Source organism: Aeromicrobium sp. MLTX1 (genome assembly GCF_046452335.1).
Taxonomy (GTDB): domain Bacteria; phylum Actinomycetota; class Actinomycetes; order Propionibacteriales; family Nocardioidaceae; genus Aeromicrobium.
Window position 1 is genome coordinate 1638542 of record NZ_JBKFDN010000001.1, and the last position, 19521, is coordinate 1658062.

The following is a 19521-nucleotide window of genomic DNA, read 5'->3' on the forward strand; positions in this document are numbered from 1 at the left end:
ACAGGCCATGGCACAACCTGAACTGACGGCGGCGGTCGCCGCTGAGCCCCACCTCGTCGAGTTCGCCTCGGCCCTGCGATCCGGGGCCGGCACCGCGCAGCTCACCGCCCCTCCCGCCTTCCATCCCTTCGTCGCCTCGGCACTCGCCGGCGACGAGGCCGTCGTCGTCGCCGTCACCGCCACCGAGCGCGAGGCCGACGACCTCGCCGCCGCCGTGAGCTCGCTGATCGGCCGCGAGAAGGTCGCCACGTTCCCCGCCTGGGAGACCCTGCCGCACGAGCGGCTCTCGCCGCGCTCGGACACCGTCGGCCGCCGCCTCGCCGTGCTCCGCCGCGTCGTCCACGGCGGCGCCGAGCGCCCGAGGGTCGTCGTGGCCCCGATCCGCTCGATCCTCCAGCCGCAGGTCAAGGGCCTGGCCGACCTCGAGCCCGTCGAGCTGCGGGCCGGCCAGGACGTCGAGCTCGACGACGTCGTCGGGCGCCTCGCGGCCGCCGCGTACAGCCGCGTCGACCTCGTGGAGCGCCGCGGCGAGTTCGCCGTCCGCGGCGGCATCGTCGACGTCTTCCCGCCCACCGAGGACCACCCGCTGCGCGTGGAGTTCTGGGGCGACACGGTCGACGAGATCCGCCGCTTCGCCGTCGCCGACCAGCGCACCCTCGAGCCCGTCGAGCGGCTGTGGGCCCCGCCGTGCCGCGAGCTGCTGCTCACCGACGAGGTCCGCGCCACCGCCGCGCGCTACGCCGAGAGCCACCCGTCGCTGGGTGAGCTGTTCACCAAGCTGTCCGAGGGTCACGCCGTCGAGGGCATGGAGTCGCTCGCGCCCGTGCTGGCCGGCGAGATGGAGCTGTTCGTCGACCTGCTGCCGCCGGGGTCGACGATCATCGCCTCCGAGCCCGAGCGCATCAAGGCACGCGCCGCCGACCTCTTCGCCACGAGCGAGGAGTTCCTCGCCGCGTCCTGGGCCACCGCCGCCGGCGGTGGCGAGAGCCCGATCGACCTCGGCTCGGCGGGCTTCCACGAGCTCGGCGACGTCCGCGACCACGTGGCCGAGCTCGGCCTGGGCTGGGGCGAGGTCTCCTCGTTCGCGCTCGACGCGTCGCACGTCGTCGAGGCCGAGCCCGCGCCGCAGTACCGCGGCGACACCGAGGCCGCCGTCGCCGACATCGTGAAGTGGCGCGCCGACGGACGCCACCTCGTGCTGGTCGCGCCGGCGCACGGCCAGGCCCAGCGCAGCGTCGAGTGGCTCGCCGAGCACGACATCCCCGGCTCGATCGTCGACCGCGCGTCCGGCAGCGACGGCGTCGAGCAGGGCGTCGTCCAGGTGATCTGCGCCGACATCGGTCACGGCTTCGTCTCGGAGTCCCTCGGCCTCGTCGTGCTGACCCGCGACGACCTCGTCGGCCAGCGCGCGCCCGAGCGCTCCGAGAAGTCGATGCCCGTGCGTCGCCGGCGTCAGATCGACCCGCTCGAGCTCAAGCCCGGCGACCCGGTGGTGCACGAGCAGCACGGCGTCGCCCGCTACGTGGAGCTGGTCAACCGCGTCGTCCACGGCGCGGCGCGCGAGTACCTCGTGCTGGAGTACGCGCCCAGCAAGCGCGGCCAGCCCGCCGACCGCCTCTTCGTGCCGATGGACCAGCTCGACCAGGTCAGCCGGTACGTCGGCGGCGAGTCGCCCACGCTCGACCGCCTCGGCGGCGGCGACTGGACGAACCGCAAGAACCGCGCCCGCCGCGCCGTGCGCCAGATCGCCGACGAGCTCATCAAGCTCTACGCCGCGCGCCAGTCCACCAAGGGTCACGCCTTCGGGCCCGACACGCCGTGGCAGGCCGAGCTCGAGGACGCCTTCGCCCACGTCGAGACGCCCGACCAGCTCGCCACGATCGACGAGGTCAAGCGCGACATGGAGCGCACCGTGCCGATGGACCGCCTCGTGTGCGGCGACGTCGGCTACGGCAAGACCGAGATCGCCGTGCGCGCCGCGTTCAAGGCCATCCAGGACGGCAAGCAGGTCATCCTGCTCGTGCCCACCACGCTGCTCGTGCAGCAGCACTACGCCACGTTCGCCGAGCGCTTCGGCCAGTTCCCGGTCACGATCAAGCCGCTCTCGCGCTTCCAGACCGAGAAGGAGTCCAAGGCGACGCTGGAGGGCCTGGCCGACGGCTCGGTCGACCTCGTCATCGGCACCCACCGGCTGCTGCAGCCGGGCGTGAGGATCAAGGACCTCGGCCTCGTGATCGTCGACGAGGAGCAGCGCTTCGGCGTCGAGCACAAGGAGGCGCTCAAGCACCTGCGCGCGGCCGTCGACGTGCTGAGCATGTCCGCCACGCCGATCCCGCGCACGCTCGAGATGGCCGTCACCGGCATCCGCGAGATGAGCACGATCGCCACGCCCCCGGAGGAGCGCCACCCCGTGCTCTCGTTCGTCGGCGCCTACGACGACAAGCAGGTCACCGCCGCGATCCGGCGCGAGCTGCTGCGCGAGGGTCAGGTCTTCTACCTGCACAACCGCGTGCAGAGCATGGACAAGGCCGCCGCCCGCATCCGCGAGCTCGTGCCCGAGGCCCGCGTCGCGGTGGCGCATGGCAAGATGGGCGAGCACCAGCTCGAGGAGGTCATGGTCGACTTCTGGGAGAAGCGCTTCGACGTACTGGTGTGCACCACGATCGTGGAGTCGGGCCTCGACGTCTCGAACGCCAACACCATGCTCATCGAACGCGCCGACACCCTCGGCCTCTCGCAGCTGCACCAGCTGCGCGGCCGCGTGGGCCGTGGTCGCGAGCGCGCCTACGCCTACTTCCTCTACCCGCCGGACAAGCCGCTCACCGAGACCGCGCACGACCGCCTCGTCACGATCGCGCAGCACTCCGAGCTCGGCGGCGGCATGGCCGTGGCGATGAAGGACCTCGAGATCCGCGGCGCCGGCAACCTGCTCGGCGGCGAGCAGTCGGGCCACATCGCCGATGTCGGCTTCGACCTCTACATCCGACTCGTCGGCGAGGCGGTCGCGGAGTTCCGCGGCGACGCCGCGCCCGAGAAGGAGGTCAAGCTCGAGCTGCCGGTCGAGGCGCACCTGCCCCACGACTACGTGCCCAGCGAGCGCCTGCGCCTCGAGATGTACAAGCGGCTCGCCGACGTGCGCGCCACGTCCGACATCGACGAGCTGCGCACCGAGCTCGAGGACCGGTACGGCCGGATGCCCGACTCGGTGGAGGCGCTGCTCGACGTGGCGAGGCTGAGGGTCAAGGTCCGGGCGGCGGGCTTGTCCGAGGTCACCTCGGCCGGCTCGAACATCCGCTTCACCCCGGTCCAGCTGTCGGAGTCGGCGAAGCTGCGGATGAACCGGATCTACCCCAAGAGCCTGTACAAGGAGGCCGTGAAGGTGCTCCTCGTGCCGGCTCCGCGCGAGCCCGGGATCGGCGGCAAGCCGCTGCGCGGGCGGGCGCTGCTGGAGTGGGTCGGCACGGTCGTCGACACCATCACCGGCTGATCGCCTGAGAGGGTCCCAAGAGGTTCGGAAACCGCCAGAATCACGGGCGGATCCGGGTTACTGTCAGGCGTGACCGACGCCCAGACCACCGAGGCGACGCCCGCGGAGAAGCCGCGCTGGCGGCGCGTGCTGCGCAGCCTGACGATCGTCACCTCGATCGTCGTGGCGGTCGCCGTGGTGGCCGCGCTCGGCACGGGCCTGTGGCTGCAGGACAAGCTCGGCGGCCAGGTCGACCACCTGCCGTCGGCGATGCCGGCGGGCGAGCGTCCCGCGGAGTCGGCCGGCGACTCGATGAACATCCTGCTCATGGGCAGTGACAAGCGCGTCGACGGCTCGGTCGCGGGTCAGCGCAGCGACACGATGATGGTCGTGCACGTCCCGTCGAACCGCGAGGGCATCGGCGTCATCGGCATCCCGCGCGACTCGTGGGTGCAGGTGCCGGGACACGGCCCCGCCAAGATCAACGCGGCGTTCGCGTGGGGCGGTCCCGCCCTCGCGGTCGAGACGGTGGAGAACCTCACCGATGTCCGGATCGACCACGTCGCGGTCATCGACTGGGAGGGCTTCAAGGCGCTCACGGATGCCCTCGGCGGCGTCGAGATCACGGTGCCGAACACCGTCACCGACGGCTACTCCGGCCGCACGTGGCGCGCCGGCACCCAGCGCATGGACGGCGCGACGGCGCTCGACTACGTGCGCCAGCGGGCCGGCCTCGCGGGCGGCGACTTCGACCGCATCAAGCGTCAGCAGAACTTCCTGCGGGCCCTCATGGCGCAGACCCTCTCGACCGGGACCTTCGCCAACCCGGTGCGGCTCTACGGTGCGCTGGACGCGGTGACGAAGAACCTCTCCGTGGACGAGGACTGGACCACCGGGGACCTGCGGAACTTCGCGTGGTCCCTGCGCTCGATCCGCGGCTCCGACGTCGCGTTCACCACCGTCCCGGTGAAGGGCACGGGCATGGAGGGGGAGCAGAGCGTCGTCTACCTCGACCGCCAGGCGGGCGAGGACCTGTGGCAGGCCGTGCGCGAGGACACGGTCGCCGACTGGGTCGCCGCGACCGGCGCGGGCCTGCCGTCCGACGTGAACTGAGTCACGCTCGGTAGTCTGACGCCATGTCGAAGACCCGCCTGGCCGTCCTCGGGATCGCCGCGCTGCTGATGGCGGGCTGTGGCCCGGTCAACCCCGGTGCCGCAGCCGTCGTCGACGGCACCCGGATCCCCATGTCCGACGTCGACGACGTCGCCGACGTGTACTGCACCGCCTCCCTCTCGGGGCAGGGTGGCAGCGCCGCCGGCATCGACTCCTCCGCGCTGCGTCGCCAGTCGGTGGCCGACCTCGTGTCCGGCGCCGTCGCCGACCGCGTCGCGAAGGAGCGGGGCTACCAGGTCACGGTCCCGGCGCTCGCCGCCGCCGACCGCCAGCAGCTGGAGCAGATGTTCGGCGACGACCTCGACGCGGCGCTCGAGCTCATCGAGCGGAACCAGCGCACTGGCGTGATCGCCCAGGAGATGGCGCGCGAGGCCGGCGCCTCCGCCCAGGACGGCGAGGCGCTCGCGCAGGCCGGCCAGCAGCTGCTCGCGCAGGCCACCGCCGAGAGCGACATCGACATCGATCCGCGCTTCGGCCTCGACGACACGATCCAGCAGATCGCCGACAGCGGATCGCTGTCGGTCGCCGGCGGCGAGCTCGACGCCACCGCCACCGAGGACCGTCCGGCCGCGCTGCAGTGCTCCTGACGTGAGCGACGAGTTCGACCGCCTCGTCGAGGTCATGCGGCGGCTGCGGGCCGAGTGCCCGTGGACCCGTGAGCAGACCCACGCCTCCTTGCGCCACTACGTGATCGAGGAGGCGTACGAGACGGCCGAGGCGATCGACCTGGCCGACTCGGGCCACCTCCGCGAGGAGCTGGGCGACCTGCTGATGCAGGTGGTCATTCACGCCGCGATCGCCGAGTCCGACGACGAGGGCTGGACGACCGACGACGTCGTGCGCGAGATCGCCGACAAGCTCGTGCACCGGAACCCGCACGTGTTCGGCGACGTCACGGTGTCCTCGGCGGCCGAGGTGGACGCGAACTGGCAGCGCCTCAAGGCCGAGCGCAAGCAGCGCACGCACCCGACCGAGGGCATCCCGAAGGACCTGCCGGCCCTCATGGCCGCCGACAAGGTCCTGGGCCGCGTCGACCGCCCGGTCGAGGGCGACGACCTGGGCGCCCGCCTCCTGAGGCTCGTGGCAGAGGCCAGGGACCAAGGCCTCGACCCCGAGGCCGAGCTCAAGCGCGCCACCCGCCGCCACGCCGACGGCTGACCCTCGCTCCGCCTCCGGCGGACCAGATGTGTAGCGCTGTCCACCCTTTTTCGGTGGGACTGGCCGAATAAGGGTGGATACCGCTACAGATCTCGGGCGCCTAGGCGATCTCGATCTGCGGGGCGTAGAGCGCCATGAGGTCGAGGGCCTTGGCGTGGTTCTCCGGCGTCGAGCCGGCGCAGGCCTCGGCCACGACCTTCACGGTCGCGCCGGCGTCGGCCGCGGCCAGGGCCGTGGAGATCACACAGCAGTCGGTGGCCACGCCCGCGAGCACGAGCTCGGGCGCCGGGCCCGTGACCGCCTCCAGCGCGGGCCACTTGCCGAACGTGGTCGCGTCGACCGTGCCGCCGGAGGCGAGGTCGGCCACCTCGGGCACGAGGTCGAACAGCGCGTCGTCCGCCGGCCGGTCCGCGAACGGCCACGCCGCGAAGTAGGCGTTCCAGCCGCCCACGCGCTCCTCGCCCGACGCGGGCACCCACCGCGTGACGATCGTGCGGTGCCGGGCGGCCAGCTCGCGCACGGGCTCGACGATCGACCCGAACATCGGCGACCCCCACGGCGAGTCTGGCGCCGCGAAGACCCGCTGCGGGTCGATCACGACGAGCCAGGGCTCGCTCACGCGCGGCCCTCCTGCCGGGCGACGCGGGACCGCTGGAACACCAGCGTGACGAGGAACCCGATGGCGAAGGCCAGCAGCACGCCGAGGTTGGCGTAGGCCCAGTTGCCGGTCCAGAACCACGTGCCGTCGTCGCCCTGAGTCCACTCGCCGAGTCCGAGCGGATCGATCAGGTAACCCTGCCAGTTGTTCCAGCTGGCGTCCTCGGCGAAGTTGTTGACCACGAGGCCCCAGCCGACGACCGAGGCGACCGCCATCGTGATCACCGGCACCCAGTTCACGGCGCCGTAGCGCCCCGAGGAGTCGAACAGCGCCTCCTCGTCGTAGTCCCGCTTCCGCAGCGCGATGTCGGCGATCATGATGCCGGCCCACGCCGCGATCGGGACGCCGAGCGTGATGAGGAAGCTCTGGAACGGCGACAGGAAGCTCTCGGCGAAGAACACCACGTAGATCGTGCCGAGCGTCAGGATGACGCCGTCGACGAACGCGGCGGTCGGGCGCGGGATCCGCACGCCGAGGCTCAGCAGCGTCAGTCCGGACGAGTAGATGCCGAGCACCGCGCCGCTGACCAGCGCGAGCACCGACGCGATCAGGAACGGCACGAGGTACCAGGTGGGCAGCACCGTGGCGAGGGTGCCGATCGGGTCGTTGACGATGCCGGCGCTGAGCTCCTCGGAGGAGCCGGCCAGCAGGATGCCGTAGAGGACGAGCACGACCGGGGCGAGCGCTCCGGCGAACGTGTTCCACAGGACGATCTGGGCGCCGCTGGTCTCGCGGCGCTGGTAGCGCGACCAGTCGGCGGCGATGTTGATCCAGCCGAACCCGAAGCCGGTCATCACCATGACGAACGCGCCGACGACCGCCTGGCCCGAGCCGTTCGGCAGCGAGGTGACGGCGTCCATGTCGATCTCGTCGACGGTGAGGACGATGTAGCCGATCGTGGCGATGCCCGTCAGCCACGTCAGGACCGACTGCATGGCCATGATGATGTGGTAGCCGGCGACCGACGCGGCCACGATGAGCGCGGCCACGACGACCATCGCGATCACCTTGACGGCGTCGCCGCTGCTCCAGCCGAGCTCTCGGAAGACCGTGGCGGTGGCGAGCGTGGCCATGATCGCCAGGAACGTCTCCCAGCCGATCGAGATGAGCCAGCTGAAGACGCCGGGCACCTTCTGCCCGACCACGCCGAAGGGCGCGCGCGACAGGATCATGGTCGGCGCGGAGCCGCGCTTGCCCGCGATCGCCACGAGGCCGCACGCGGCGAAGGACACCACGATGCCGAGGACGGCCACGATCGTCGCCTGCCACAGGGAGAGGCCGAAGCCCAGCACGTAGCTGCCGTAGGAGATGCCGAAGACCGACACGTTCGCGGCGAACCAGGGCCAGAAGAGGTCGGAGGGCCGCGCGACGCGCTCGCTCTCGTCGATGATCTCGATGCCCGAGGTCTCGATGCCCGCGCGGCGGACCTGGTCGAGCCCGCTGCCGGGGCCCTCGCTGTGAATCGTCATGTCAGACCTCCCTCGTACCTTCGCTCACTGTCCCACGCGCGGGACGCAGGATGAGGCATGGCGCCCCGCTGCGGGACCCGAATGCCTCATCGTGCGTCCGCCCGCCGCGGGGCCTCCTCGATCCGGGTCCTCGCGGCGCTAGGCTGGCTCTGCTGAACCCCCTCACCCCGAACCCCACTCGAGGAGCCTGCCGTGGCCATCATCGACGACGTCGCCGCCCGCGAAATCCTGGACTCCCGGGGCAACCCGACCGTCGAGGTCGAGGTCGTCCTGGACGACGGCACGCTGGGTCGCGCCGCGGTGCCCTCGGGCGCCTCCACCGGCCAGTTCGAGGCCGTCGAGCTGCGCGACGGTGGCGACCGCTACCTCGGCAAGGGCGTGCTGAAGGCCGTCGAGGCCGTCAACACCACGCTGTGCGAGGCCCTCGTGGGCTTCGACGCCGACGACCAGCGCGCGATCGACGAGGCCATGCTCGACCTCGACGGCACGCCCAACAAGGGCAACCTCGGCGCCAACGCGATCCTCGGCGTCTCCCTGGCCGTCGCGCACGCCGCCGCCGAGTCGGCCGGCCTGCCGCTGTTCCGCTACGTCGGCGGCCCCAACGCCCACGTGCTGCCCGTGCCGATGATGAACATCCTCAACGGCGGCGCCCACGCCGACTCCAACGTCGACGTGCAGGAGTTCATGATCGCGCCGATCGGCGCCGAGACCTTCGCCGAGTCGCTGCGCTGGGGCGCCGAGGTCTACCACGCGCTCAAGGGCGTGCTGCACGACCGCGGTCTGTCCACCGGCCTGGGCGACGAGGGCGGCTTCGCGCCGAACCTCGAGAGCAACCGAGCCGCGCTCGACCTCATCGCGATCGCCGTCGAGAAGGCCGGCCTCACGCTCGGCTCCGACATCGCGCTCGCGATGGACGTCGCCGCGAGCGAGTTCCACGGCGAGGCCGGATACACGTTCGAGGGCGTCGCGAAGTCGTCCGACGAGATGATCACGTACTACAGCGAGCTCGTCTCCTCCTACCCGATCGTGTCGATCGAGGATCCGCTGGACGAGGAGGACTGGGCCGGCTGGACCGCGATCACCGCGGCCCTGGGCGACAAGACCCAGCTCGTCGGCGACGACCTGTTCGTCACGAACGTCGAGCGCCTGAGCCGCGGCATCGCCGAGAAGGCCGGCAACGCCATGCTCGTCAAGGTCAACCAGATCGGCTCGCTGTCGGAGACCCTCGACGCCGTCGACCTGGCCCACCGTGCCGGCTTCCACAACATGATGAGCCACCGCTCGGGCGAGACCGAGGACGTCACGATCGCCGACCTCGCCGTCGCCACGAACTGCGGTCAGATCAAGACCGGCGCGCCGGCCCGCTCCGACCGCGTCGCCAAGTACAACCAGCTGCTGCGCATCGAGGAGCTGCTCGGCCCCGCCGCCAGCTACGCGGGCGCCGGCGCCTTCCCGCGGTTCGCCTGAGCCATGGCCGGACGCGGATCGTCCCCGTCGTCGCGTCGACCCACGGGTCGGCGCGACGGCCGGTCGACCCCGCGCACCACGGCCCGCCCGCAGGCGGCGCCCGTCGCCTCGTCCGGCGGCTCGGGCACCCGGTTCACCACGCGCGCGCTGATCCTGCTGGGCGTCGCCGTCATGCTGATCGCCTCGTACACCACGTCGGTGCACGCCTGGTGGCAGCAGCGGTCCGAGATCGCCGCGCTCGAGGCGCAGAACCGCCAGACCCAGCAGGACATCGCGCAGCTGGAGGACCAGGAGCGCCGCTGGAGCGACCCGGCCTACATCCGCCAGCAGGCCCGCGAGCGCTTCGGCTGGGTCATGCCCGGTGAGATCGGCTACCGCGTGATCGGGGTCAACGGCGAGCTGAAGGGCCAGTCGTCCACCCTCGAGGAGCCCGAGGTCGCCCCGCGCCGCCCGTGGGTCGAGCGGCTATGGGGCTCGGTCGAGGCCGCCGGCACCCCCGACCAGGCCGCCAGTCCCACCGACGCCGACCCCGAGCTGGAGACCGACGAATGATCGACCCCGCGGACATCGCCGCGATCACCGAGCAGCTGGGCCGCCCGCCCCGGGGCATGATCGAGGTCTCCTCGCGCTGCCCCTCGGGTCACCCGAACGGCGTGAAGACCGAGCCGCGGCTGCCCGACGGCACGCCGTTCCCCACGCTCTACTACCTCACCTGCCCGCGGCTGACCGGCGCGATCGGCACGCTCGAGGCGTCGGGCCTGATGGCCGAGATGACCCAGCGGCTGGGGGAGGACGCCGAGCTCGCCGCGGCCTACCGCGCCGCGCACGAGTCCTACCTGGCCGAGCGCGAGGCGATCGGCCACGTCGACGAGATCGACGGCATCAGCGCCGGCGGCATGCCCGACCGCGTCAAGTGCCTGCACGTGCTGGTGGGCCACTCGCTGGCCAAGGGCCCGGGCGTCAACCCCCTCGGCGACGAGGCCGTCGCCCTCCTCGGCGAGTACTGGGGCCACTCCGCCTGCGCCCCCGCCGCCGACCAGGCCCCGCCCTCCGCCTGAGCCGCGCGTCCCGCGCGCCAGATGTGTAGCCGTATCCACCCTTTCTCCTCGGATCCGAGGGTTTTTCGGTGGAGGTTGCTACACATCTGGGGCACGCCCGTGCCACGGTGAGAGGCGACCCCGATAGCCTGACGGCATGGCTCGAAGCACGGTGGCGGCGATCGACTGCGGGACCAACTCCATCCGACTGCTGATCGCCGAGATCGACGGCGACGCCAAGACCGACCTCCTGCGCGAGATGCGCGTGGTCCGTCTGGGACAGGGCGTCGACGAGACCGGCACCCTCGCCCCGGAGGCCGTGGAGCGCACGCTCGAGGCCTGCCGCGAGTACGGCGGGGTGATCGACGCGATGGGCGTCGACGTGGTCTCGTTCGCCGCGACCTCGGCGATGCGCGACGCCGACAACGCCGCGGACTTCTCCGACCGGGTCGAGGAGATCCTCGGCGTCCGGCCGCGCGTGCTGACCGGCGAGGAGGAGGCGCGCGCCTCCTTCGAGGGTGCCACGGGCGACGTCGCGGAGGCCCTCACCGCCGTCATCGACCTCGGCGGCGGCTCCACCGAGGTCGTCCAGGGCCTCGGCGCCCCGACCTTCTCGCACTCGTTCGACCTCGGCTCGGTGCGGATGACCGAGCGCTTCCTGCTGACCGACCCGCCGTCCGTGGCCGAGGTGACCGCCTGCATGACCCACCTCGACGCGGTCCTCGCGCCGATCCTGTCCAGGCTGGAGCCGTCCGACGAGATCGTCGGCGTCGCGGGCACCATCACCACGATCGCCGCGCACTCGCTGGCACTGCCCTCCTACGACAGCGAGGTGATCCACCAGGCGCGCATCCACGTCGACGACGTCCGCGCCGCCTGCGGCTCCCTCATGCAGATGCCCGTCGCCGACCGCCGCGCCCTGCCGTACATGCACCCCGGCCGCGCCGACGTGATCGCGGGCGGCGCGCTCATCCTCGACCGCGTGCTGGAGCACCTGCCGCGCACCACCGAGGAGCTCGTCGTGAGCGAGCAGGACATCCTCGACGGCATCGCCCGGGCCGCCGCGAGGGAGGTCGCCTGATGCGCATCTCGGTGCCTGATTCCTCTTGGCAGGGCGTCCTCGACGACCTCCGCGTCGAGGTCGTCGAGTGGGACGGCAAGGCCCCGCAGCCCGAGGGCCGGCTCGACCTCGCCGTGTGGCCGTACACGCTCGACCCCTCCGACATGGCGGCCGTCGACGCCTCCCGCATCGGCCTGATCCAGGGCCAGTCGCTCGGCTACGACGGCGTCGCCGACGTGCTGTCGGCCGGCGGCCGCTACGCCAACGCCGTCGACGTGCACGAGGACTCCACGGCCGAGCTCGCGATGGCCTTGCTGCTCGCCGCCGTCCGCAAGCTCGACGTGTTCGCCGCCCAGCAGGCCGAGGGCCGCTGGCGCAAGAGCTGGACCACCAGCCTGCTCGACCGGCGCGTGCTGCTTCTCGGCGTCGGCGGCATCGGCCGGAGGATGGCCACCCGGCTCGACGGCTTCGGCTGCGAGATCGTCCGGGTCGGCACCCGGGCCCGCGACGACGAGCACGGCCACGTGCACGGCACCGACGAGCTCGCCGACCTGCTGCCCACGGTGGACGCCGTGGTCGTGGCGGTCCCGCTGACACCCGACACCGAGCGGATCGTCGACGCGGACTTCCTCGCCGCCCTGCCCGACGGCGCGATCGTCGTCAACGTGGCCCGGGGCCGCACCGCGGACACCGACGCCGTCCTCGCCGAGGCCGGCCGGATCCGCTACGCCTCCGACGTCTTCGACCCCGAGCCGCTGCCGGCGGACCACCCGCTGTGGTCGGCGCCCGGCGTCATCATCACGCCGCACGTCGGCGGCATGACCTCGGCGATGGCGCCGCGGATCCAGGCCGTCGTGCGTGGCCAGGTGGAGCGGCTGCTCGCGGGGGAGGAGCCGGCGGACGTCGTCGTGGACCACCGCGAGTCCTCGGACTCGTAGGCTGGGCCAGGCTCCCGTAGCCCAACGGCAGAGGCAGACGGCTTAAACCCGTTTCAGTGCGGGTTCGAATCCCGCCGGGAGCACGCGCTCAGGACTGCTTGAGCTCGATGGCCGACCAGGTCTCGTCGAGCTCGAGCGGCGCGGCGGTGTCCCAGCCGTACTCGTCGACGCCCGCGCGCAGGATCGACAGCGGAAGCGCGTCGGCGGGGTAGAGCACCCAGACGCGACCGATCGAGCCCAGCCGCGGCAGGACGTCGTCGAGCCGCATGTGGAACTCCTGGCTGTTCGACACGGCGATCACCGCGGTGTCGATGCCGGAGGGCCGCACGGGGTCGGTGGGCTCGGGCTGGTTCTCGGCGCCCGTCCACGTGTCGTCGAACCAGCTCTCGGTCTGCTCGGGCTCCTCGTCGGCGTAGGTCTCCACGCCCTCGGGCAGGGGATCGAGCACGGCCGTCTCCTCGACGGTGTCGCCCACGATCCACAGCAGCGATCCGGGCTCGATGCCGAGCAGCTCGGCGGTGGTCCGCTCCTCGCTCATGGGGTCATCCTAAGGGCCGAGACGTCGCGGATCGTGCGTCCCTTGGCGATGCCCTTCGCCTCGAACTTCGTGACCGGCCGGCCCGCGAAGCGCTCGGCCCAGTCGCCCGAGGTCGTGAAGCCCTCGGCCCGGCCGACGACCTCCAGCATCTGGTCGGCGTAGTCCTGCCAGTCGGTGGCCAGGCGCCACACGCCGCCCGGCTTGAGGACGCGGTGGACGAGCGGGACGACCTCGTCGGTGACGAGACGGCGCTTGTGGTGGCGCTTCTTGTGCCACGGGTCGGGGAACCAGACGCGCACCTCGTCGACGCTCTCGGCGGGCAGCATGCGCGTGAGGGCGGGCACGGCGTCGACGACGGCGAGCCGGACGTTCTCGACTCCCTCGTGGCGCAGCTGGACGAGGGTCTGGGCGACGCCGGGCACGTAGACCTCGAGGCCGAGGAAGTCGGTGTCGGGGTGCTGCTGCGCCGCGTGGACGAGGGACTCGCCGCGGCCGCTGCCGATCTCGAGCACGAGGGGAGCGTCGCGGCCGAAGAGCTCGGCCGGGTCGATCGTGAACCCGTCGGCCACCGAGGTGCTGGTGCGCCCCCGCGGCACGTCGACGACGAAGCGGTGGGCGACGTCGTCCCACGCGTCCTGCTGGCGCTCGGTGAGCCGTCCGCCGCGCCGGGTGAACGAGACGACCTCGCGTCGGAACGGGTCTTCGTCGTGATCCGTGCGATCTTCGGCGGTTTCGGGCATGGTCCGAACCTATCGAGCGTGTCATCGTGACCGGCATGGCGATCATCCCCGACACCAAGGACTGGACCTGGGTCCTGCAGGAGACCTGTGAGGAGTGCGGCTTCGACGCGGACGCGGCGGAGCCCACGCGGGCGGGGGAGGAGGTCCGCGCGATGGTGCCGCGGTGGGGCGAGGCGCTGGCCCGGCCCGACGCCGCGCAGCGGCCGGACGACGCCACGTGGTCGGTGCTGGAGTACGCGTGCCACGTGCGCGACGTGCTGCACCTGTTCGCCGACCGGCTCGCGCTGATCCGCGAGCAGGACGGGCCGGAGTTCGCGAACTGGGACCAGGACGCCACGGCGGCCGAGTCCCGCTACGCCGACCAGGACCCCGCCGCCGTCGCGGCCGAGCTCTCCCCGGCCGCCGACGCGTTCGCCGCCGAGATCGACGCCGTGCGCGACTGGTCCCGCCCCGGCCTCCGCTCCAACGGCTCGGCCTTCACCGCCGACACCCTCACCCGCTACGCGCTGCACGACCTCGTGCACCACCTGCACGACGTCCGGGCCTGACGGTTTCCCCGGTTAAGCGGGGAAACCGTCACTTCACGGGGTTCGCGAACCACGTGAAGTGACAGGAAACCTCGTTCAGTGGGGCGACACGACCGGCCGGTGTCACGTTTCGCACACTAATGCGGATTGCGTGGTACTGTCCGACGCATGGATGCAACCCAACTGCTCAAGGGAGTGCTCGACGTGGCCGTCCTGGCCGTCGTCGAGGGCGAGGACGGCTACGGCTACGACGTCGTCCGCCGCCTGCGGGCCGCCGGGCTCGAGGAGGTGGGCGACGCGTCGGTGTACGGCACGCTGCGCCGCCTCTACTCGGCCGGCGCGCTCACGTCGTACGTGGTCCCGAGCGAGGAGGGTCCGCACCGCAAGTACTACGGCATCACCGAGCAGGGCCGGACCATGCTCGCCGCGCAACGCAAGACCTGGGCCGAGTTCGCCCGCACCATGGACCGCATGCTCGAAGGGACCGCCGCATGAACGCCACCACCCTCCCCGCCGAGATCGTCGCGTTCGCGGCCGCCGTCCGCGCCGCGCTGGCCGACCTCCCCGCCGACGAGGTCGAGGAGCTCACCGACGGCCTCGAGGCCGACCTCGCCGAGGCGTACGCCGAGGACCTGGCGCGCGAGCTGCCCGATCCCACGGCCTACGCCCACGAGCTGCGCGGCGCCGCCGGACTGCCCACGCCCCAGGCCGGGAAGGGCCGCCTCCACGCGATCGGGACCTCCTTCGCCGAGATGGGGCGCGACGTCGAGCGCAGCCTGCGTCGCAGCCCGGCGGTCTCCGCGACCCTCGACTTCCTGGTCACCCTGCGTCCCGCGTGGTGGATCGTGCGCGGCTGGGTGGCCTACCAGGTGTTCTGCCTGACGATCCTCGGGATGTGGAAGACCGACGTCCTTCCCGGCGACCTCCCGAGATGGCTGCTCCTGATCCTCCTCGTGGTCGGCAGCGTCTTCCTGGGCCTGAGGTCGTGGCCGCGCCCCGTGCGCGTGCTGATCGTGCTCGGCAACGCGTTCGCAGCGTTCGCGCTGATCCCGGTGCTGGCGAACGACGCCACGGGGGCCGAGCTGGAGATGGCCTACGACAACCCGACGGCGTACGACTACGAGGGCAGCTACGGAGCCGGCGACGGCACCGGGGTCTGGCTCAACGGCTCCGAGGTAACGAACATCTTCGCCTACAACGCCCGCGGCGAGCAGCTCAACGGCGTCCAGCTGTTCGACCAGGACGGCAAGCCCCTCACGACCTCGGTCCCCGGGGGCAACGGCTGCCTGGAGAAGGACGAGTGGGACGAGTGCACCAAGCCCGGCGCGTGGATGCCCGTCCAGCTCGAGACCGGCGCGACGGCGTGGAATGTCTTCCCGATGAAGATGGCCGAGTCCACGTTCGAGGACCCGACCCGTCCGGTCACGGGAGCGGTCGCGCAGGACCGTCCGGCGCCGTTCCTCAAGGTCCCGGCGCTGCTCGTCGCGAGCCCCGCGGCCGACGCGCAGGGCTCCGCGGCGACGACCGAGGAGAAGGACGGGACGAAGAAGCCCTGAGCGGGAAGCCTGACGGTGGTGGGGGCGTTGTATAGGGTGAGTACACCGACCCCGCCACCGCCGGCGCGCGGGGCCACATTCTCCCGGAGGAGACCATGAGGAGCAGCAACCCCGTCTTTGCGAACAACGCGGAGTTCAACGGCCGCAACACGACTCAGTACGCAGACCCGTCGCAGTGGAAGATCGACCTGTCCGGCTCGGGTGACGGAACGCAGGCTCCCGGCCTGCAGGCTCCCACGTCCCCCGGACGCATGACCCTGGACACCGTGGTGGAGAAGACCGCCATCACGCTCGGCCTCGTGGTGCTCGGCGCCGCAGTCGCCTGGTTCATGATCGGCGACATCAACTCCGACGCCGCCCTGGCCACCGCGTGGACGTTCTCCATGGGTGGCGCGCTGATCGGCTTCGTCCTGGCGATGGTGAACTCCTTCAAGAAGGTCATCAGCCCCGCGCTGGTCATGGCGTACGCGCTCGTCGAGGGTGTCTTCGTCGGCGCCTTCTCCAAGATCATCTCCACCTGGGTGGGCGACGCCGGCATCGTGTTCCAGGCCGTCCTGGCCACGTTCGTCGCCGCTGCCGCCACCCTGGCCGCCTACAAGTTCTTCAACATCCAGGTCACCGCGAAGTTCCGCCGGGTCGTCATGATCTCGCTGTTCGCCTTCATGGGCGTCATGGTGCTGAACCTGGTGCTGAGCCTGTTCGGCGTGTTCCCCAACGGCGGCCTGCGCAGCATGGACAACCCGATGCTGGCGATCCTCGTCGGGGGCGTCGCGATCGTGCTCGGCGTCCTGTGCCTGATCATGGACTTCGACTTCGTCGAGCGCGGCGTCGAGGCCGGCCTGCCCGAGCGTGAGTCCTGGCGCGCGGCGTTCGGCCTGACCGTCACGCTGGTCTGGCTGTACCTCGAGATCCTGCGCCTCCTCGCGATCCTGCGCGGAGACAACTGATCCACGGCGTCCCTGAGGCGCTCAGCACGAAGGCCCGTCGCCGCGAGGTGGCGGGCCTTCGTCATGTCCGGGACCCTGCGTGAGCGGTGAGCTGTCAACCCTTCCTCGCGGTGGCCGGTGAGGGATCAACCGCATGAGTGCCTCGTAGGGTTGACCATCCACCGCTCGGCAACCGAGGGCGGCATGAAGGGTTGAGGACTCACCGCCCGGGCAGCTCAGCGGCGGCGCAGCACGGCCACCCAGCGGCGTCCGCGGGGAGCCGGCGCGACCTCGGTGCCGCCGTGCTCGGACGCCCACTCCGCAGCCTCACCGAGCGGCATCTGCTCCACGGCGCCCACCTCGGCCTGCTCGTCGCGCGAGCGCCACTGGGCCACGGCGGCCGCGACGAGGAACCCGCACACCGTGGCGTAGCCGTCGGCGCTGGGGTGGAAGCGGTCGTCGCCGAAGAGGGCGTCGCCCTTGACCAGCAGCAGCGGCTCGAGCACGTCGGCGAGCGAGACCACGCGGGCGCCGGCCTCGACGGCGGCCACGGTCTGGCGCCGGGCCAGGTGGCGGCTCCAGTAGCGGCAGACGGTGCGCAGGGGGACGGGCAGCGGCTTGATCGTGCCGAAGTCCGGCACCGAGCCGACGACGACCTCGGTGCCGAGGCCGCGCAGGCGCGCGACGGCGGCCGCGAGGCGGCGGGCCGAGCGCTTCGCGGGCACCTGGTGGGTGATGTCGTTGGCGCCGATGAGGATGATCGCCAGCTGTGGGTCGTCGAGGTCGGACGCGGTGATCTGGTGCTGGAGGTCGCGCGAGCGCGCCCCCACGGTGGACTCGTTGCGGATCTGCACGGGCTGGCCCAGCAGGTGCGACAGACCGGTGCCGATGAGGGCCGACGGCGTGTGCTCGAGGTCCTTCACCCCGTAGCCCACCATCGTCGAGTCGCCGAGCAGCAGGCAGCGGAGCGTCTCGCCCGGCAGGTCCTCGCCGTAGACGCCGTTGCCCGAGGGCGGACGGTCGGTGGTGGTGCCGATCCGCTTGCGCGCCAGGAGGGCCTGCCCGACGAGGATCGCGTAGGTGCCGAGGCTGAATCCAGCCGTCCTCGCGGCGGCCTTGGCAGTGGTCCTCGCGGGGCTGGGCACGCATCCAGTGTAGGAAGTCGGGCCAGACGGTCGGACGCGGTTCCTAGGATGGAGGGGTGAACGAGACCGTCCCGAACCTGCGCGACCTCGGCGGCACCGCCGTCGAGGGCGGCGTCATCCGCCCCGGCCGCCTGCTGCGCAGCGCCCTGCCCCTGGGCGACGACGTCGCGCCCGCCGACATCACCTGGCCGCCCACGGTCATCATCGACCTGCGCTCCTCGATGGAGACCGAGACCCAGCACCCGCTCGCCGGGCCGGGGGTCACGGTGCTCAACTTCCCGCTCCTCAGCGCGCTGCGGCCGGGCGTCGCGCCACCGGAGTCGCTGGCCGAGCTCTACCAGCTGATGCTGCAGACCACGTCCGAGCACCTCGTCGAGGTGATCGACGCGGTCGCGCAGGCCGAGGACGCCACCACCCTCGTCCACTGCGCCGCGGGCAAGGACCGTACGGGCGTCTCGATCGCGATGGTGCTCGCGCTGCTGGGCGCGAAGCGCGACGACATCGTCGAGGACTACCTCGTCACGGCGCAGCACGAGGAGCAGATCCAGGCCCGCTTCAACCGTCTCTTCGGCGAGCGTCGCGCCATGCTGCCGGCGGGCTACATCGCCACGCCCGTCGAGGCGATCAGCGGCGTGCTCGACACGTGGGACCAGCACCCCGGCGGCGCCGTCGGCTGGTTCCAGCGCGCGGGCGGCACGCCCCAGACCATCGACCGGCTCCGCACTACGCTGGTGCGATGAGTCCGGATCGGACGATCGAGCCGCGCGAGGTCCCGCTGGGCGGGCTGCGCGGACTCAAGGTCCATCGCACGCTGCCCAGCAAGGAGATCCCGCTCATCGGAGCGTGGTGCTTCATCGACCACTTCGGTCCCACCGAGCACCGCATGGAGGTCCTGCCGCACCCGCACATCGGGCTGCAGACCGTCACCTGGCCGATCGAGGGCCGCATCCGACACCGCGACAGCCTCGGCAGCAACGTCGTGCTGGAGCCGGGCGAGCTCAACCTCATGACCTCGGGCGACGGGGTGTCGCACTCGGAGTTCACCGAGGGCCCGCCGGGCGAGATGCACGGCGTGCAGCTGTGGGTGGCCCTGCCCGACGCCACGCGGCGTGGGCCCGCGGCCTTCGAGCACCACCCCGACCTGCCGCGCGTCGAGGGCGAGGGCTGGGCCGGCGTCGTGCTGGTCGGCAGCTTCGCCGGCGAGACGTCGAAGGCCACGGTGCACACGCCGCTCGTCGGCGTCGAGCTGCGGCTCCAGCCCGGGCGCCACGAGTTCGACCTCGATCCCGACTTCGAGCACGGCGTCCTCGCCGTCGACGGCGACGTCACGGTCGGCGGACGAGCCGTCCCGCACCGCTCGCTGGAGCACCTGGCACCCGGCCGCGCGCGTCTCGCGCTCGAGGTCGACCGCCCCACGATCGCGATGCTGCTCGGCGGCGAGCCGTTCGGCGAGGAGATCGTCATGTGGTGGAACTTCATCGGCCGCTCGCACGAGGAGATCGTCGAGGCGCGCGAGGCCTGGGAGGCGCTCGCGCCCCGCTACGGGCACGTCGAGGGCCACGGCGACCAGGTCATCCCGGCCCCGCCGATGCCCCACGTGAGACTTCGTCCGCGCGTTCGTCGCGCCTGAGGCCCACTTTCGGATACTGTCGGTATCCGGAGG

Annotated in this window: 20 protein-coding genes and 1 tRNA gene; 16 read left to right on the plus strand and 5 right to left on the minus strand. The window is 71.9% G+C overall.

Translation table 11 applies throughout. The features are described from left to right. Positions 1 to 7: 7 nt before the first annotated feature. From mfd to ACK99Q_RS07845, 4 genes are all read left to right on the plus strand, one after another. Complete coding sequence (mfd, locus tag ACK99Q_RS07830) at positions 8 to 3487, plus strand: transcription-repair coupling factor (protein ID WP_410185584.1); 3480 nt, start codon at positions 8 to 10, stop codon at positions 3485 to 3487. Between the two features lie 69 nt (positions 3488 to 3556). Beyond that, positions 3557 to 4579: an LCP family protein gene (locus ACK99Q_RS07835; protein WP_410185585.1), complete on the plus strand. Its 1023-nt coding sequence runs from the start codon at positions 3557 to 3559 to the stop codon at positions 4577 to 4579. Positions 4580 to 4602: 23 nt separating this feature from the next. Then, a complete protein-coding gene (locus tag ACK99Q_RS07840; RefSeq protein ID WP_410185586.1) occupies positions 4603 to 5226 on the plus strand; it encodes a hypothetical protein in 624 nt (207 codons plus the stop codon). Between the two features lies 1 nt (position 5227). Next, entirely contained in the window at positions 5228 to 5797 is a 570-nt protein-coding gene (locus ACK99Q_RS07845; protein WP_410185587.1) for a MazG family protein, read from the plus strand. A gap of 100 nt (positions 5798 to 5897) precedes the next feature. On the opposite strand, the gene ACK99Q_RS07850 is transcribed toward ACK99Q_RS07845, so the two are convergent. After that, on the minus strand, positions 5898 to 6416 hold the full coding sequence (locus tag ACK99Q_RS07850; protein ID WP_410185588.1) for a cysteine hydrolase family protein: 519 nt from the start codon (positions 6414 to 6416) through the stop codon (positions 5898 to 5900). Beyond that, positions 6413 to 7924, minus strand: coding sequence for a purine-cytosine permease family protein (locus tag ACK99Q_RS07855; protein WP_410185589.1), 1512 nt, complete (start codon positions 7922 to 7924; stop codon positions 6413 to 6415). The genes ACK99Q_RS07850 and ACK99Q_RS07855 overlap by 4 nt, the downstream gene beginning before the upstream one ends. Before the next feature lie 192 nt (positions 7925 to 8116). On the opposite strand from ACK99Q_RS07855, the gene eno reads away from it, so the two are divergent. From eno to ACK99Q_RS07885, 6 genes are all read left to right on the plus strand, one after another. Further along, positions 8117 to 9391 (plus strand): phosphopyruvate hydratase, encoded by a 1275-nt coding sequence (gene eno / locus ACK99Q_RS07860; RefSeq protein ID WP_410185590.1) that lies wholly within the window; start codon positions 8117 to 8119, stop codon positions 9389 to 9391. Positions 9392 to 9394: 3 nt separating this feature from the next. Continuing rightward, positions 9395 to 9943 carry an FtsB family cell division protein gene (locus tag ACK99Q_RS07865; protein WP_410185591.1) on the plus strand — a complete coding sequence of 183 codons (549 nt, stop codon included), beginning with the start codon at positions 9395 to 9397 and terminating at the stop codon, positions 9941 to 9943. Further along, positions 9940 to 10449 (plus strand): DUF501 domain-containing protein, encoded by a 510-nt coding sequence (locus tag ACK99Q_RS07870; protein ID WP_410185592.1) that lies wholly within the window; start codon positions 9940 to 9942, stop codon positions 10447 to 10449. Before ACK99Q_RS07865 ends, ACK99Q_RS07870 begins: the two co-directional genes overlap by 4 nt. A 136-nt stretch (positions 10450 to 10585) precedes the next feature. Next, a complete protein-coding gene (locus tag ACK99Q_RS07875; RefSeq protein ID WP_410185593.1) occupies positions 10586 to 11509 on the plus strand; it encodes an exopolyphosphatase in 924 nt (307 codons plus the stop codon). Positions 11510 to 11520: 11 nt separating this feature from the next. After that, positions 11521 to 12426, plus strand: coding sequence for an NAD(P)-dependent oxidoreductase (locus tag ACK99Q_RS07880; RefSeq protein WP_410185594.1), 906 nt, complete (start codon positions 11521 to 11523; stop codon positions 12424 to 12426). 10 nt (positions 12427 to 12436) lie between these two features. Beyond that, positions 12437 to 12509, plus strand: a tRNA-Leu gene (locus ACK99Q_RS07885). A 5-nt stretch (positions 12510 to 12514) separates the two neighbouring features. Here ACK99Q_RS07885 and ACK99Q_RS07890 read toward each other — a convergent pair. Beyond that, positions 12515 to 12964: a hypothetical protein gene (locus ACK99Q_RS07890; RefSeq protein ID WP_410185595.1), complete on the minus strand. Its 450-nt coding sequence runs from the start codon at positions 12962 to 12964 to the stop codon at positions 12515 to 12517. After that, positions 12961 to 13704: a tRNA (guanosine(46)-N7)-methyltransferase TrmB gene (trmB, locus tag ACK99Q_RS07895; protein WP_410185596.1), complete on the minus strand. Its 744-nt coding sequence runs from the start codon at positions 13702 to 13704 to the stop codon at positions 12961 to 12963. Before trmB ends, ACK99Q_RS07890 begins: the two co-directional genes overlap by 4 nt. A gap of 35 nt (positions 13705 to 13739) precedes the next feature. Here trmB and ACK99Q_RS07900 point away from each other — a divergent pair, with 35 nt between their 5' ends. The 4 genes from ACK99Q_RS07900 to ACK99Q_RS07915 all read left to right on the plus strand — a co-directional run bounded on the left by ACK99Q_RS07900 (position 13740) and on the right by ACK99Q_RS07915 (position 16734). Next, a complete protein-coding gene (locus ACK99Q_RS07900) occupies positions 13740 to 14252 on the plus strand; it encodes a DinB family protein (RefSeq protein WP_410185597.1) in 513 nt (170 codons plus the stop codon). A 147-nt stretch (positions 14253 to 14399) separates the two neighbouring features. Then, complete coding sequence (locus ACK99Q_RS07905) at positions 14400 to 14726, plus strand: PadR family transcriptional regulator (protein WP_179423156.1); 327 nt, start codon at positions 14400 to 14402, stop codon at positions 14724 to 14726. Next, positions 14723 to 15787, plus strand: a complete 1065-nt coding sequence (locus tag ACK99Q_RS07910) for a hypothetical protein (RefSeq protein ID WP_410185598.1) — start codon at positions 14723 to 14725, stop codon at positions 15785 to 15787. Before ACK99Q_RS07905 ends, ACK99Q_RS07910 begins: the two co-directional genes overlap by 4 nt. 95 nt (positions 15788 to 15882) lie before the next feature. After that, a complete protein-coding gene (locus ACK99Q_RS07915) occupies positions 15883 to 16734 on the plus strand; it encodes a Bax inhibitor-1/YccA family membrane protein (RefSeq protein WP_410185599.1) in 852 nt (283 codons plus the stop codon). A gap of 215 nt (positions 16735 to 16949) precedes the next feature. Here ACK99Q_RS07915 and ACK99Q_RS07920 read toward each other — a convergent pair whose 3' ends face one another. Beyond that, positions 16950 to 17858, minus strand: a complete 909-nt coding sequence (locus ACK99Q_RS07920; RefSeq protein WP_410185600.1) for an SGNH/GDSL hydrolase family protein — start codon at positions 17856 to 17858, stop codon at positions 16950 to 16952. 56 nt (positions 17859 to 17914) lie between these two features. On the opposite strand from ACK99Q_RS07920, the gene ACK99Q_RS07925 reads away from it, so the two are divergent. Both ACK99Q_RS07925 and ACK99Q_RS07930 read left to right on the plus strand, forming a co-directional pair. Next, positions 17915 to 18598 carry a tyrosine-protein phosphatase gene (locus ACK99Q_RS07925; protein ID WP_410185601.1) on the plus strand — a complete coding sequence of 228 codons (684 nt, stop codon included), beginning with the start codon at positions 17915 to 17917 and terminating at the stop codon, positions 18596 to 18598. Further along, positions 18595 to 19488: a pirin family protein gene (locus ACK99Q_RS07930; protein WP_410185602.1), complete on the plus strand. Its 894-nt coding sequence runs from the start codon at positions 18595 to 18597 to the stop codon at positions 19486 to 19488. The genes ACK99Q_RS07925 and ACK99Q_RS07930 overlap by 4 nt, the downstream gene beginning before the upstream one ends. Positions 19489 to 19521 lie beyond the last annotated feature (33 nt).

Coding starts and splice junctions, on each gene's coding strand:
- mfd (WP_410185584.1), top strand. CDS start 8: ATGGCACAACCTGAACTGACGGCGGCGGTCGCCGCTGAGCCCCACCTC.
- ACK99Q_RS07840 (WP_410185586.1), top strand. CDS start 4,603: ATGTCGAAGACCCGCCTGGCCGTCCTCGGGATCGCCGCGCTGCTGATG.
- ACK99Q_RS07855 (WP_410185589.1), bottom strand. CDS start 7,924: ATGACGATTCACAGCGAGGGCCCCGGCAGCGGGCTCGACCAGGTCCGC.
- ACK99Q_RS07865 (WP_410185591.1), top strand. CDS start 9,395: ATGGCCGGACGCGGATCGTCCCCGTCGTCGCGTCGACCCACGGGTCGG.
- ACK99Q_RS07870 (WP_410185592.1), top strand. CDS start 9,940: ATGATCGACCCCGCGGACATCGCCGCGATCACCGAGCAGCTGGGCCGC.
- ACK99Q_RS07875 (WP_410185593.1), top strand. CDS start 10,586: ATGGCTCGAAGCACGGTGGCGGCGATCGACTGCGGGACCAACTCCATC.
- ACK99Q_RS07890 (WP_410185595.1), bottom strand. CDS start 12,964: ATGAGCGAGGAGCGGACCACCGCCGAGCTGCTCGGCATCGAGCCCGGA.
- trmB (WP_410185596.1), bottom strand. CDS start 13,704: ATGCCCGAAACCGCCGAAGATCGCACGGATCACGACGAAGACCCGTTC.
- ACK99Q_RS07900 (WP_410185597.1), top strand. CDS start 13,740: ATGGCGATCATCCCCGACACCAAGGACTGGACCTGGGTCCTGCAGGAG.
- ACK99Q_RS07905 (WP_179423156.1), top strand. CDS start 14,400: ATGGATGCAACCCAACTGCTCAAGGGAGTGCTCGACGTGGCCGTCCTG.
- ACK99Q_RS07910 (WP_410185598.1), top strand. CDS start 14,723: ATGAACGCCACCACCCTCCCCGCCGAGATCGTCGCGTTCGCGGCCGCC.
- ACK99Q_RS07915 (WP_410185599.1), top strand. CDS start 15,883: ATGAGGAGCAGCAACCCCGTCTTTGCGAACAACGCGGAGTTCAACGGC.
- ACK99Q_RS07930 (WP_410185602.1), top strand. CDS start 18,595: ATGAGTCCGGATCGGACGATCGAGCCGCGCGAGGTCCCGCTGGGCGGG.